This is a genomic window from Arcticibacterium sp. (assembly GCF_055134445.1).
The window spans coordinates 51,543-65,383 of sequence record NZ_JBSRVI010000168.1 but is presented as its reverse complement, the minus strand read 5'-3'; the positions used below and the strand labels follow the sequence as shown (position 1 = coordinate 65,383).

Annotated in this window: 12 protein-coding genes and 1 pseudogene; 6 read left to right on the top strand and 7 right to left on the bottom strand. The window is 36.9% G+C overall.

Going from position 1 to position 13,841, the window contains the following annotated elements:
* The coding region (locus tag ACTBZY_RS22460; protein ID WP_463048639.1) for a helix-turn-helix domain-containing protein at window positions 1–253 on the bottom strand (253 nt) is incomplete at its 3' end.
* A 361-nt stretch (window positions 254–614) separates the two neighbouring features.
* Here ACTBZY_RS22460 and ACTBZY_RS22455 point away from each other — a divergent pair.
* The 3 genes and pseudogenes from ACTBZY_RS22455 to ACTBZY_RS22445 all read left to right on the top strand — a co-directional run bounded on the left by ACTBZY_RS22455 (window position 615) and on the right by ACTBZY_RS22445 (window position 4,942).
* Window positions 615–1,904 (top strand): annotated as a pseudogene (locus ACTBZY_RS22455) (Gfo/Idh/MocA family protein).
* A 160-nt stretch (window positions 1,905–2,064) separates the two neighbouring features.
* Window positions 2,065–3,588, top strand: coding sequence for a M43 family zinc metalloprotease (locus ACTBZY_RS22450; RefSeq protein ID WP_463048638.1), 1,524 nt, complete (start codon window positions 2,065–2,067; stop codon window positions 3,586–3,588).
* 160 nt (window positions 3,589–3,748) lie between these two features.
* A complete protein-coding gene (locus tag ACTBZY_RS22445) occupies window positions 3,749–4,942 on the top strand; it encodes a DUF4440 domain-containing protein (protein WP_463048637.1) in 1,194 nt (397 codons plus the stop codon).
* A 52-nt stretch (window positions 4,943–4,994) separates the two neighbouring features.
* On the opposite strand, the gene ACTBZY_RS22440 is transcribed toward ACTBZY_RS22445, so the two are convergent.
* The 3 genes from ACTBZY_RS22440 to ACTBZY_RS22430 all read right to left on the bottom strand — a co-directional run bounded on the left by ACTBZY_RS22440 (window position 4,995) and on the right by ACTBZY_RS22430 (window position 8,458).
* Window positions 4,995–6,815 carry a tetratricopeptide repeat protein gene (locus ACTBZY_RS22440; protein WP_463048636.1) on the bottom strand — a complete coding sequence of 607 codons (1,821 nt, stop codon included), beginning with the start codon at window positions 6,813–6,815 and terminating at the stop codon, window positions 4,995–4,997.
* 232 nt (window positions 6,816–7,047) lie between these two features.
* Window positions 7,048–7,353 carry a LytR/AlgR family response regulator transcription factor gene (locus ACTBZY_RS22435; RefSeq protein WP_463048635.1) on the bottom strand — a complete coding sequence of 102 codons (306 nt, stop codon included), beginning with the start codon at window positions 7,351–7,353 and terminating at the stop codon, window positions 7,048–7,050.
* A gap of 283 nt (window positions 7,354–7,636) precedes the next feature.
* On the bottom strand, window positions 7,637–8,458 hold the full coding sequence (locus ACTBZY_RS22430; RefSeq protein ID WP_463048634.1) for a ThuA domain-containing protein: 822 nt from the start codon (window positions 8,456–8,458) through the stop codon (window positions 7,637–7,639).
* Between the two features lie 119 nt (window positions 8,459–8,577).
* Here ACTBZY_RS22430 and ACTBZY_RS22425 point away from each other — a divergent pair, with 119 nt between their 5' ends.
* The 3 genes from ACTBZY_RS22425 (at window position 8,578) to ACTBZY_RS22415 (ending at window position 11,270) form a co-directional block, all read left to right on the top strand.
* Window positions 8,578–9,480, top strand: coding sequence for a histone deacetylase family protein (locus ACTBZY_RS22425; protein ID WP_463048633.1), 903 nt, complete (start codon window positions 8,578–8,580; stop codon window positions 9,478–9,480).
* Window positions 9,481–9,607: 127 nt separating this feature from the next.
* Entirely contained in the window at window positions 9,608–10,420 is an 813-nt protein-coding gene (blaOXA, locus tag ACTBZY_RS22420; RefSeq protein ID WP_463048632.1) for a class D beta-lactamase, read from the top strand.
* 160 nt (window positions 10,421–10,580) lie between these two features.
* Entirely contained in the window at window positions 10,581–11,270 is a 690-nt protein-coding gene (locus ACTBZY_RS22415; protein ID WP_463048631.1) for a hypothetical protein, read from the top strand.
* A 303-nt stretch (window positions 11,271–11,573) separates the two neighbouring features.
* On the opposite strand, the gene ACTBZY_RS22410 is transcribed toward ACTBZY_RS22415, so the two are convergent.
* The 3 genes from ACTBZY_RS22410 to ACTBZY_RS22400 form a co-directional block, all read right to left on the bottom strand.
* Window positions 11,574–12,512, bottom strand: coding sequence for a nuclear transport factor 2-like protein (locus tag ACTBZY_RS22410; RefSeq protein WP_463048630.1), 939 nt, complete (start codon window positions 12,510–12,512; stop codon window positions 11,574–11,576).
* A gap of 200 nt (window positions 12,513–12,712) precedes the next feature.
* Window positions 12,713–12,865: a hypothetical protein gene (locus tag ACTBZY_RS22405; protein ID WP_463048629.1), complete on the bottom strand. Its 153-nt coding sequence runs from the start codon at window positions 12,863–12,865 to the stop codon at window positions 12,713–12,715.
* On the bottom strand, window positions 12,853–13,818 hold the full coding sequence (locus ACTBZY_RS22400) for a tail fiber domain-containing protein (protein ID WP_463048628.1): 966 nt from the start codon (window positions 13,816–13,818) through the stop codon (window positions 12,853–12,855). Before ACTBZY_RS22400 ends, ACTBZY_RS22405 begins: the two co-directional genes overlap by 13 nt.
* Window positions 13,819–13,841 lie beyond the last annotated feature (23 nt).

Genomic DNA, 13,841 nt, shown 5'->3' with positions numbered 1-13,841 from the left:
TGAAATTTTGAGGACTATCTATCCCAACCTGATATGCCACTTCAGAAACTCGTAAAGGGGTAGTTTCTAACAGTGATCTAGCTTTTAAAAGTTTTCTATGTCGGATATAAAGTGTAGTTGAAAAATTCAAATTCTTTTTGACTATCCTATGCAATTGCGACCTACTTAAGCCTAGACTTGAAGATAAGTTTTCAAGAGAAAACGACGTTTCACTTAAATTTTTGTCAATAGTTTCGTTTAATTTTTCAATCAAACTTTTTTCATGGTTGACCATATTTCAATTAATGGCTTAGGCTATAATTTCTAAATAACCCTATCTAAATTGCCAGCAATTTAAGCTTTTATGCTAGTAATAATGAATACATTATTAAATTTTGATTCATTCTTTATAAGACTGTTTGGTTTCTAAATCTCCCATTAATTTCTAAAACTCATTCCATATCTATTATTTTATAATGATAGAATCCAAGAACATATTTCATAACACATAATGTCAATGTAGGATAGATGTTAGGCTTGTAATTAAAATCTGTTTTAATCAGCGATTTAGGCTATTCCACCAACTGATGTTTCAAATAATTCCTTAAATTTTTCACCAATTCAACCCTTATAAAATGAAAAGAAGAAAAATATTAAAAACTTTAGGTAAGGCATCCATAGCCGCTTATGCCATTCCCACCTTTATTCCAAACTCTGTTTTCAGTGCCAATGATAGACTGCGAATAGCTGTATTAGGGGTAAACGGAAGAGGTAAAAACCATATAGCAGGATTTATGGAGCAAGACAATGTAGAAGTGGCTACGCTCTGCGACCCAGACATGAACATCAGTGGACAAAGAGCCAAAGAGTTTGAAGCAAAATATGGCAAAAAGGTAAGCATAGAACAAGACCTTCGAAAAGTCTACGAAGACAAAAGCATAGATGCGGTGAGTATAGCTACACCAAATCACTGGCATGCATTGGCTGCCATCTGGGCATGTCAAGCAGGTAAAGATGTGTATGTAGAAAAACCAGCTTGCCATACCATTTGGGAAGGACAACAATTAGTAGCAGCAGCAAAAAAATACACACGTATAGTGCAGCACGGTGTGCAATTGCGAAGCTCAAAATCTATTCAAGAGGCTATTCAACATTTAAGAGATGGGCTTATTGGTAAAGTATACATGGCCCGTGGAACGGTTTATAAATGGCGTCCAAGTATTGGAGATAAAGGAAACTCAAAAGTACCCGAAGGACTTGATTGAAATCTTTGGCAGGGGCCTGCCAAAGAGAAAGAATTCTCAGAAAATTATGTGCATTATAATTGGCACTGGTTCTGGGATTATGGCAATGGCGATATAGGTAACCAAGGCATACATGAAACCGATTTGGCCATGTGGGGACTAGACGTTGGCTTACCAGAAGAAATAACTTCAGCAGGTGGTAAATACCTTTGGAACGACTGCAAGGAAACTCCAGAACTTCTCACCTCTACATATAACTACCCGAAAGAAGGAAAAATTATAGAATTTGAGGTAAGACCTTGGATGACCAATCAGGAAGATGGCGTAAACGTAGGTAACCTTTTCTATGGAGACAAAGGCTATATGGTCATAAACGGCTACGCTGATTACAAAACATTTTTGGGAAGAGAAAAAGAGCCTGGCCCTTCTGGAAAAGAAGGAGGCGACCATTATAAAAACTTTGTGGAGTCTGTGCGTGCACAAGATTACAGTCATTTGAATGGCCCTATAGAAACAGGATACAAGTCTTCTGCTTTGGCACATTTAGGAAACATAGCTTACCGATTAAAAAGGCAATTAAATTTTGACCCAAGTACCGAGAAGTTTATTGGCGATGAGCAAGCAAACGCCATGTTAAAAGGGCATTATAGAGCTCCTTTTATGGTGCCTAAGATTGTTTGAATACCGCTCGCTCAAAAAGCACCAATTGGTTTGGTCACAAAACCTTTTGGTGTTATTATTACGCATAGACAGGTGCTTTTTATACTTAGTTTTGATTGGCAAAGCTGTAAATCGTACAGTTCATTTGTATAATTATTAGCTTCAAAAATTCATCAGATTAATGAGCCAACATTATTCCATTTTTAAGTTTTTCTTATTCTTTATCCTCTTTTTAGGGCTAATAAGTACCGCTAACGCCCAAGAACCCTGTGGCACAACGGAATTGCTCAAAGAGCAACTGAAGAACGACCCTGACATGCAAAAAAGAATAGATAAAATGGATGAGCAAGTGAAAATATATATGGCTAATCCACAACTACTTAATGATGACTTGGTCACTATTCCTGTGGTGGTTCATGTTATTTATCATACCGAGGCAGAAAATATTTCTGATGCACAAATTTATAGTCAGTTAGAAGTGCTTAATGAAGACTTTAGAAGATTGAATGCCGATACCATAAACACTCCTGCCATTTTTAAAGATAGAGCTGCTAACATTAACCTTAAGTTCGTATTAGCCAAAAGAGACCCAGATGGCAATGCTTCATGCGGTATAACCCGAACTTACACGGATAGTACAAAATTCAATTACTACACTACTATGAAATATAATAGTTCTGGCGGCCATGATCCATGGCCAATGAAGGATTATTTAAACATTTGGGTTTGTACATTAAAAACTGGTCTCTATGGTTTTGGTACTGCTCCTGGTGGCTATGACCCCGTAGATGGAATAGTAGTAGTTCCTAGAGCTTTTGGAAGAGGTAATGAATTTGATCTTTTTCCACATTTAAGCCAGGGTAGATTAGCTACGCACGAAGTAGGGCACTGGCTTAGATTAAAACATATTTGGGGAGATGGAAATTGTAATATTGATGACGAAATTTCTGATACCCCAGTTGCAGATGGCTCTAGTTCCTTTTATAATACATGTACTTTCCCAGATCGAAATTCATGTAATTATATTGAATATGATGGAATTGACCAGCCAGATATGATTCAAAACTATATGGACTATTCTTTCGCATGCATGAACCTATTCACTGAAGATCAGAAAACCTTGATGAGGGTTGCTTTTGGTCCCCTCGGTGCACGTAGTACCTTACGTAGCTCACTTGGAGCTACTTCAACTCTGGGAAACATTTTAACGCTAATTATACAATTTGACGGAAACGCGGAGGAGGTTTCATGGGACATTGTAAATAAATCTACTAATGATACGGTATCCTCTTCTAATGGAGTAGCTGGCGAGCAAACTCGTGAATCCAATTTAAATTTACCAGATGGGGACTATACTTTCAATATATATGATGGATATGAAGATGGAATTTGCTGTGGTTCTGGCTATGGAAATTACTTATTGAAATCAAAATTTGATACGTTACATATTTCCAATGGCATGTTTGGGGCAGGAGAAAGCTTTGACTTTAATCTTAATAATCAGCATTTTCGATTTGTAGGCCCAGGTACTGATTGGTATGAAGCGGCAAATTGGAATCATGCAGTACCATTAACGTTGGGCTGTCAAGAGTACAAAATAATTATTGAGTCCAATTGCATTAGAGCAGACGGCCTTGAAATAAAACCACCAAATGGACTTCTTATAAAACATGGGGTGACATTCTCTGCTACGGTTAGTCCTTAAAATTCAAATTTTAAAATTCAATAGGTTTTAACAATGAATCATTCATTGTCAAAAAAAGTCTTTAGAAAGCTATAAAAACAAGAATGGTAGATACCCTTAAAACTGCAGTATTCTTATGTCTAGTTTTTAACTAAATTTGATAAAAACCCTATAAATACAAATGAAGAAATTATTAGCTCTTTTGCTACTTTTTGTTTTAAGCACACAAATACAAGCCCAAGAAATCGGTATTATTATGGGTACCGCCCGTGACTATATGCGAGACGGAAATGTAGAAGAAGGTCTTATTAAGCTCAAAAACATGGGCATCAAGTACCTAGAAGGCACAGGGGCTCGAGGAATGGCCAATGAAGATTATAAGGCTCTTCTGGATAAGCACGGGTTTCAAGTCATAGCTGGAGGAACGTCGTTCGATAAACTTGAAAACAAGGAAGAAGTGGATGCCTATATCAAGACTTTGAAATTCTTTGGTGCCAAATACGCTGTTTGCTACTGGATACCTCATAACGGAGACAACTTCACTTTTGAAGACATGCAAAAAGGAGTAGCTGTTTTCAACAAAGCGGGTAAGCAGTTTGCAGAAGCGGGAATATCATTTCTTTACCACGCACATGGCTATGAATTTAGACCTTATAATGGAGAAGGCACCATGTATGACTATATGATGGCAAATACAGACCCACGATACGTCAATGTGGAAATGGATGTTTTTTGGATGAGAAATCCAGGTCAAAATCCTGCTGCACTACTTAAAAAATATCCAAATAGATTTCCAGTAACCCACCTTAAAGATAGAATGAAAGGCTCGGTGGATAATCTTAACGGACGCCAAGATCCTAACAGGAATGTGGTCTTGGGTTCTGGCGATGTCAACATCGCTGAGGTTATGAAAGCCGCCAAAGAAGTGGGCGTTAAATACCATTTTATTGAAGACGAATCTTCCAGAGCAGATGTGCAGCTTCCTATGCATTTAGCCTACCTAAAAACTTTAGATTACGAGAATCAAGCCGTGGAATTATCCTTAACGAAGTTTCACAAAGCCTTGGAAAATGCCGATTCACTGGCCTTAAACAATCTTACCTGTGATGAGCTTACCTATGGTCACTCTAACGGAAAAATAGAAAACAGAGCCACATTTATAAATAGCCTTCTAAGCGGCGAGTCAGACTTTGTTAAAATCAATTTTAGCAAGCCCGATATTACCATAAAAGGCGATGTGGCCTGGGTAAGGGCAGTCATGAACGCCGACATAGTTGATGGAGGAAAGCCCAACACGATTGCCTTAAAAATTCTTTATGTCTGGACAAAAGAAGACGGTTTTTGGAAGTTGCTCGCTAGACAGGCCGTCAAGTAACGAAACACCAAGTTCAGTGAGAAGAAGCCTTTGCGTGGTTTCTTCTCATTGATTAATTAAAACGTAATAGATATTCTTCCAAATCGTCTTCCGTATTTAGATCCAATTTCTTTCTGAGCCTATATCTGGCTTTCTTCACTCCGTCTGTAGATATACTTAAAATTTCACTAATATCTTTAGACGATAAATTCATTTTCAATAAAGAAACAAGGCGAATTTCGCTTTGACTTAAAACCCCATGCTTTTCCATCAAATTTTCCATGTAACCAGAATGCAAGCTATTAAACTCTGTGGAAAATTGCTCCCATAGGTTTTCTCCCGAAACATCTCGTCTTATGAGTCTACCTATTCTTCTTGAGATTTTATCCACCGTAATGTCAACCTCTTTCTTCAATCTCTCAACCTCCTTTTCCAATGTGCCTAAAAACTCATTTTTACGTGCCAGCTGTAGAGCCTTACTTGCCAATTCCTTCTTTTTAAAATCTAAGGATTGCTCTGCAATGATGACTTTATCTTGTGCTATTTCTAATTTTTGTTGGTAGATCATCTGTTCTCTTTTACGCTTTTGATACAAAGCATAGAAAAGGCCTAAACCAATAACCGCTAGTAAGAATAGCCCTAGAGCTAATCCATATTTTTTCAGTTTATCCAACTCGGCATTTTTGTTAAGTAAACTTATCTCTGCATCCTTCTTCTCGGTCTCATATTTGGTCTGAATTTCATTAATTTGTTTGGATTTATTCAGGTTAAATAAGCTATCGCTCAAAACTTGAAACAATTCCATTTCTTTGATAGCTCTATCTAAATTACCATTTTTGACATAAATTTCTTTCGCTATTTTATGAGCATCCTTCTCTAGGTCAATGCTTCCTGCTTTTTTAGAGAGTTTAATTCCAGAACTTATTTCTTTTTCAGCCAAGCCTATTTTACCTTGTTTAAAATAGGTGTTCGCCAAGTTTATTCTTAAGTCTGCTTCGACATTTATGTACTCATTTCTTTCTTCTAAAACCAAACCCCGCTTAAGCACCTTTTCTGCCTCTCCATACTTCCCTAATAAATTATAGACGTTACCAAGGTTGTCTAAAACTATCATCTCAGCGAATTCGTCTTTTTGTTCAAGACAAATTTCTAGAGCTTCTTTATAGTAAGCGACAGCATCCTTAAAAAGCCCTTTTTTCTTGTAAACAATACCAAGGTTTTGAACAGAACTTAGAATGTCATAAGACTCCCCCTCCTCTTTATAAATTTTAAGAGCACTCTTAGTTACTTCAATAGACTTATCCAAATTGCCTATTTTACTATGAACAATACCCATGGAGTTTAGTGCGTGAGCGGCATTCAAATTATCCTTCATTTTGAGAGCCAATCTATAAGCATCATTTGCCGTTTTCATCCCTTCATCAAGTCTATCTATATCGATATTAAGAATGGTCATTTTATGATATACTTCCATTAAAGCCGTGGAATCATGCTTGGCTAACAGTATATTTTTGGCCATTTCATAAAGCCCATAAGCTGCTGTACTATTCCCTATAAACGCCTCTATTCTAGCCTTAAAAAGATAATTGTTTGCCAGTAGTTTTTCCTTGCCATCTTTCTTATTAAAACCAATGGCTCTATCAATATAGAAATTTGCTGAATCTATTTTATCTAAGAAAAAATAAGCTTGGCTCACCCTCCAAGTCGTCTCAGAAAGCTTGTCTGATTTAAGTACAGCGGCCATTTCATGGGCTTGTTTAGCATAATTCAGATTTGCTTTTGGGTCGTCGTAAAGCGTTGCTAAATTTTTGTTAATGAGCTTGTCAAGTTCCTCGGGAGATTGCGAAAAAGACAACTGAGATATAAAACTTAGAATGAGGAGATATCTGAGCATTAATTAAAGGGGCTTAAGTGAATGCTTTAAATATAGGCAATAATCACTTTTAACCATCAATTGGAGCCCTTTGGTACATATAATAAATTATTATGACCCTTTATCAACTGAGGTAAGACCCAAATTCAGTTAAGTTACTTTCATGGTCATTTTCAAAGTTCATCTAGGCAGCCCTAGTACCTAAATGAACTTCTAGATTTTTTTTCATGGCTATAAAGGGCTTTTCTATTTTTTAGGCTAAAACACGCTGAAACAAATTTGGATGCTGCCTAGAAAGCATTGATTTTCTTCTCCTAGGAATCGCCAACGTTTCATTATTTAACAAATGAATTATAGAACCATTTGAAATTCCCTTTATAAATGCTTTGTTGACCAAGTTTGCTCTATCAACCCGAATAAAAGAATACTCTTGCAATAGCACTTCAAAATATTTAAGGTTATAAGCCGACAATAACTCCTTCCCATCGGTAGTATGAAGAATGGTGTAGTTATCTGAAGCTTGTAGATAAAAAACATTTCTGAATGAAATTCCTTTCAAAATTTTTGGTAGTAATATCATTCTCAAAAAATTAAAATGGTCTGAACAAATAGAATATGTGAAGATACCGTGGGCGGCAAGAAATCACCAAAAATACTAGGTAGACAAAGGGTAGACAAAACCCAAAATGGCTCTACAGAGAGCAGCAAGCCCTATTATGAAAAATCAAAACTGTTGATGTCGCACCAAGATATCCATGCCTTTACTAAGTATATGCCTAAAACCCTCCTCGGTTAAGGTTAAAAACCACAATTATTATTTCTTTTCCGAAATCAAATCAATTTCAAATTTTAACGTAATCCGGATTTTCGAATGTTTCTGCAGTATGTCCAGGAGCCACATAAAATGCAATGCCTTTACCTACTTTCATTTTCCAAATGTTTGGATGGAATTCTCCCATACCCCATTTTTTGTCTTTCATCCAAAGTAAGTTTCCATTGGGAATAATCTTGTTGCCGTCCATCGCATAAAGCACCTCTGCTCCTTTTTCTCTAGGTTCAGAATTGAAGACATACCATTCTTCCTTAAGTTTTAAACTAGTAGGGAGTTTCGTTCGGCTCAAACTATCTACAGACTTTTCAAGATAAATGGTAGCATCCTGTAGTTGCGGATTTAAAGAGTGATGAGAAAATGTAGTTCCTAAAATATGATCATAATACCACTGCCAATGGTGAGAGAAATCCCCTGCTGCATGAATACCCAAAATACTTCCACCATTTTCAAGATAGCTTTGAAAAGCGACTCGCTGCTCTTCTGTTAAAACTTGGCCAGAAACATTATTCCAAATCACGACATCAAACTTGGCCAGTTGTGCTGCATTAAAAACACCGGCTTTGTCGGTTTCGTAAATAAACCAACCGTTTTTTTCTGCCATTTCATGAAACACTTTTTTGCCCGCGACAATGGCATCGCGATGAACAAAACCGTTCGTTTTCGAAAAAAGCAGAATGGACTTTTTGTCATTCATAAAAGTTATTTCTGGTATCTCAGTTTCATAAAAAGGCATGCCTTTAGTCACTCTATACATAAAGTAGCTCACAAAAAGAGCACCCCCTAAAAACAAACCGCCAATGCCTATTCCAATTCTTTTAAGCCATTTTTTCATATTCTAATAGGGGTCGTACATATTATCTTTTATAAATGAATTACGCTTTGAAACCGATTTGATTATTTCTCACTTAAACACTCAAAATATAATAAGCTAATACATAGTTTTGTGAGCCTATGTTAATGATTGCTTATTCGCCCATTTATAAATATGAACTACCAGAAGGACATCGGTTCCCGATGGAAAAGTATGAGCTCATTCCCGAGCAATTGCTCCATGAAGGTACAGTAAATCAAGAAAATTTCTTTCATCCACCTGCACTTTCGGACGAGGAAATATTACTAACTCATACTTCTGAATACCTATATAAATTAAATACCCAAACACTTTCACGAAAGGAAATACGAGCTATCGGCTTTCCAATGTCTGAAAAGTTGATACAGAGAGGCCGCCATATCTCTTATGGTACTTTAATGTGTGCTCGATTTGCTATGGTACATGGCGTCTCGATGAATATTGCTGGTGGTACACACCATAGCTTTGCCGGCCATGGTGAAGGATTTTGTATTTATAACGATATAGCCATTTCAGCCAACATTCTTCTTCATGAGGGTATTTTTAATAAAATATTGGTGGTAGACCTTGATGTACATCAAGGAAACGGCACAGCCAAAATCTTTGAAGCAGACCCCAGAGTTTTCACTTTCAGTATGCACGGTGCTAAAAACTACCCTGGCAGAAAAGAAATAAGCGATTTAGATATTGGCCTGCCAGATGGCACTGAAGATGAGCTTTACTTAAAAACTTTAAAAGAAACACTCCCAAGGCTTATAGAAAATGTGCAACCGCAGATAGTTTTTTATTTATCTGGTGTAGATATCCTAAATTCTGATAAATTAGGAAGACTATCTGTTTCTATGGCAGGTTGCAAAGAACGGGACCGTTATGTTTTACAAACTTTCAAAGACCATAATATCCCAATTTGCATCAGTATGGGTGGCGGATATTCTCCTCATATAAAAGACATCATAGAGGCACATTCAAATACTTTTAGAGTCGCTTCTGAGATATTCTTCTGATTATGACTATTCAAATAACAATAGATAGAATTTTTAAGATTGTTGTCTTTTCCATATGAAAGCATCTCTCAATAGAAGTAATTTCAAATCAAATTCCCAATGCTCATCTAGCTTTATAAAATCAGCCATGCTTAAATACATTTTTCCTTTAATCGTTCTTCTAGCCTCTTGTAAAACCTCCACTGAAGAAGAAGCAGAAAGTAAAAAGCAAGATGATAGCATCCAAGCTCTCTTAGACTCGGCCAAGGTTCAAGGCTCCATCCTAATTTTTGACACCAATGAAAATCTTTACCTTTCCAATGATTTCAAATGGGCCGAAACGGGCTTTATACCAGCTTCTACCTTCAAAATAGCCAACTCTATTAATGCTCTAGAAAATGGGATTGTGGAAGATACCAGCAGCATGTTCCAATGGGATGGAGAACCTAAATTCCTTAAATCTTGGGAGGAAGACATGAATTTCCGCCAAGCTTACCAACGCTCTTGCGTCCCTTGTTACCAGGAAATAGCTCGAAAAACGGGTGTTGACACAATGAAAATCACATTAAGCAAAATTGGTTATCCAGGAATGCTTTTCGACAGCACAAGCCTTGATAATTTCTGGCTTGAAGGAAACTCAAAAATATCGCAGTTCCAGCAGATTGATTTCCTAAAACGCCTTTATAAAAAAGAGCTATCCGTTTCTGAAAAGACCTATGATGTCATGAAACAAATCATGCTTTTAAGCAATAGCCCAGAATATAAACTATATGGAAAAACAGGTTGGGCTACACAAAAAGAATTAAACGTTGGCTGGTTTGTGGGCTACGCAATAACCGCCAACAATGTCTATTTCATCGCTACCAACATTCAACCAGCAGAAGGTTTTGACATGGATAATTTTGGCAAAATCAGAATGGGAATTAGCTTAGAAGCTTTGGATAAAACAATAAAAAGATAACTCAGCCACCATTGCTGGCTTTTACAGCTTGTAAGTCCTTTCCAAGGAAATAAGACATGTAGTGCTTTAATACCCATTTTTTACATAAAAACATGCTTTATAGGTAACCGGATAAGAAAATTGTATCTTTCAATTGAACCTCGATTTAAAAGTTGCAATTATGAAACAGACTTATAAAATAGAAAACCTGCAAAATCAATCCTCAAAAGAATTACCAATCGCATGGCACTCGTCGGATTACATAAACATCCTTGATAAGCTAGGATTTTCGGAGTCTGAGAGTCTAAAAGAATCTGAATTGGAGGAGATGACTTTAATGGCTATTGCGGACTTAGAACCAACTGAGGCTGCTATAGAATTATTAACACTTTCCTTTCCAGACCATTTGAACGAAGGTCAGATAGATCAGATTGCAAATGATATGCAAGGTGATAAGATTTTTGAAGAGTACCCAGAAATCGCACTTCATCATCGCTTATTCGCTGTGAATCAACTCTTAAGAAAAGCTTATAATGGAAAATTTCCATCTGGAGAAATCGTTAAAATTCAATTTACAATAGTTGATCACAAGAACAATTTTGACGCTGCGGAGTCAATTTCAAAAGAAATTCTATTGAAAATTCTTGCTCCGGCTATGCCGGATAACTCATTAATTAAAAGACTCTTCCCTGATGAATTAGCGGGCGAAAAAGAATTTACAGATGCAGATGCTATCGTTTGGCGTTCAGAAATCTCCAAATCAGAAAATAAATTTAACGTAGAGCTTATTAGCTCCGACTACTGGTTAGGCGACCTACGTCAGATTAGCGATAGCTATGATGTTACCGTCGAGATGGCAGAAGAAGAATAACCTCCTGAGGATTAGAGACCCTTCACAGGAAATTCCATTATTGATAAAATATACGTCGTTGAAAACACCCACTCCTAATATCATTGCTTTTACTAACGACCTTTATCAGATCATTTAAAAAGTCTATGGAAACTATGTGATTACTTTTAAGAGTTAAAACACTTTTCCCCGCCCATCTTTCCTTCGTTTAAATGCCTACTAATCGGCTTTGGGCTTAGCCCGTTTACGCTTTACTATCTAAACTCTAATTATTATTTAAATAAAAGACCTTCGGTGAATCACCAAAGGCCTATATTCTTTGTCTTAATTAAATAGTGAACCGTTATAATACGATATGACATTGCTGAATTTCCCTTCTTTGTTGACATTATGCTGATAGTGAATTGGCAATTCAATCGCCTTTTTATCAGACTTTCTGATCAGGTGCAATTTCCACCAGGAATACAATACCCCTGAGTCACCCATTTCATAATGCATATAATCAGGATAACCCACTTGCTCAAAACCCACAAGGTCATAATTTTCTAAAAAAGCCGCTTTTTGAGCCTTATCTTCTGCTAAAGAAATAGATTTAAAGCCTTCTGCATTCATATCTCTAAAAGAGGCGTTATCTGCGAAAAAACTATAATATTTCTCATAAGCCCCGTTCTCTGCTGCCGCTAACATCAATCGCAGTTTGTTGATGTTTTCGTGTTGGCTGTAAATGGTTCCATTCTTTCTTTCTGAATATGCTCTGCCAATTTCACTTCCAATTTCGGGGTTATTGTAGTTCATCACACGTCTAATTTTATTGTCTTTGGTTAGCGTAAATGACCTATGTAAATATTGATCAATTTTTACACCCGTTTTTTTATGAACGCCTTTTCTTATGTCCCAAGATTCTACTGTGACGGCATTATTGTCGCTTGGGTCTTTGGCATATTCAAAAGCATCTTTATATGATCCCCCCATAGTTTCAATTGAGAAATAATCTATATTTTCATGAATCCATGCAGTTGTTTTCAGAAAAGAAGATTTATCATTCCCTTTGCTAAACTGGGTAGAACCTACGGGACTAAAAGCTCTAAAATCATCGGTCATCATTGTTGACATTGCCGTTGTGTCACCTTTTACGATGGCTTTCGTAAAAGCCTCCACCACATTTATAGCAGGGTGCTCAATGTAGATTTTACCGTTTTCCTTTTTTTGGCCAAAGCCGATGAAAGGTAACATCATCAATAAAGCTATAATTATTTTTTTCATAGTAGTTTTATCCGTTTTTATGGTGCTGATACCGCACAGTTTTAGGTTAAATAGTAATAAAGTAAACGCTTTGTTATGCTGTATAGTAAGGACGAAGTATAGTGTGTTAAACTTCTTTTTAAGACCTATTCTTTATCATTTAGAGCCCTTAAATTGAGGCTTGTGGTGATATCTGTTTAAATTTATTCATAGGTGAACAGCTAATTCATCAACTTCGCTTTCAGTTCTTCCAGTTGAGTTCTCAAGTCATTCGTTTCCTGAAGTTCAGCTTTGAGAGCTTCAATCTGCTCCTGTTGTTCTTGAATTGCATTTACCAGCGGCATCACAAAATCAGAATAGGCTAGCGAAAGCATCCCGTCGTCAGACTTTTTAAACCACTAAAAGGAACACCTAAGGCTGTTATTAATTTTTCAATATCCTGAGCTATGAAACCGTCGTATCGAACTTTGTTTTTATCTGCGATGTAGTTGTAAGAAACTGTTTTCAGACCATTTATAAAATCTAAACCTAAGCGACTGGTGTAAAGAATACCTTCCTTTAAACGTCTGTCAGACGGATTACTCCAAGCCACTTGGCCTTCGATAACGGAGATATTGGCATTACCAATCCTTACTTTATTGGTGGCATCCACTATCGCATTTTCTCCTATAGCCGTAGCGTTTGAAATGATTTCGGAACTCGCATCAGCTCCGAAACCCAAAAAAGTATTATAACCACCTGTAGTGGTTTTTCTCCCAACATTTACACCAATGGCTGTATTATAAACGCCAGACGTGACCTCTTTAAGGGCAAATACTCCTACTGCGGTATTGCCTTCTGCATTAGCATTAATAAGTGCCCAATTACCAATGGCTGTGCTATAACTATTGGTGTCATTTTTAAATAGTGCAGAATTCCCTATCGCCGTATTTCGTATTCCAGTGGTATTATAGTAAAGTGCTAAATTCCCTATACCTGTATTGTGCGAACCTGTTGTATTCGTCGTCAAAGCGTAAGCTCCCACGGCTGTATTTGCTGGTGCTGTAGTATTGTTCTTAAGTGTCAAAACTCCAAAAGCAGTGTTTACAAAACCCGTGGTATTGGAAAACATGGAAGAATCACCAATGGCAGTGTTATTATCAGCGGTATTATTTTTAAGAGCGTTGGAGCCAACCGCTACCGATTGTTGACCAATTGTTGAATTGGATTTTCCTTCTACGCCATTAGGAGTAATGGTAATGGAGCCGTCTTCTGTGCCTTGTACCGCAATTTGTCCGTTTATAAGGAGGGAACTAAAAAGAAAAAAAAGAAAGTAGGATTTATTCATAATCATTTAATATTCAACTAGTT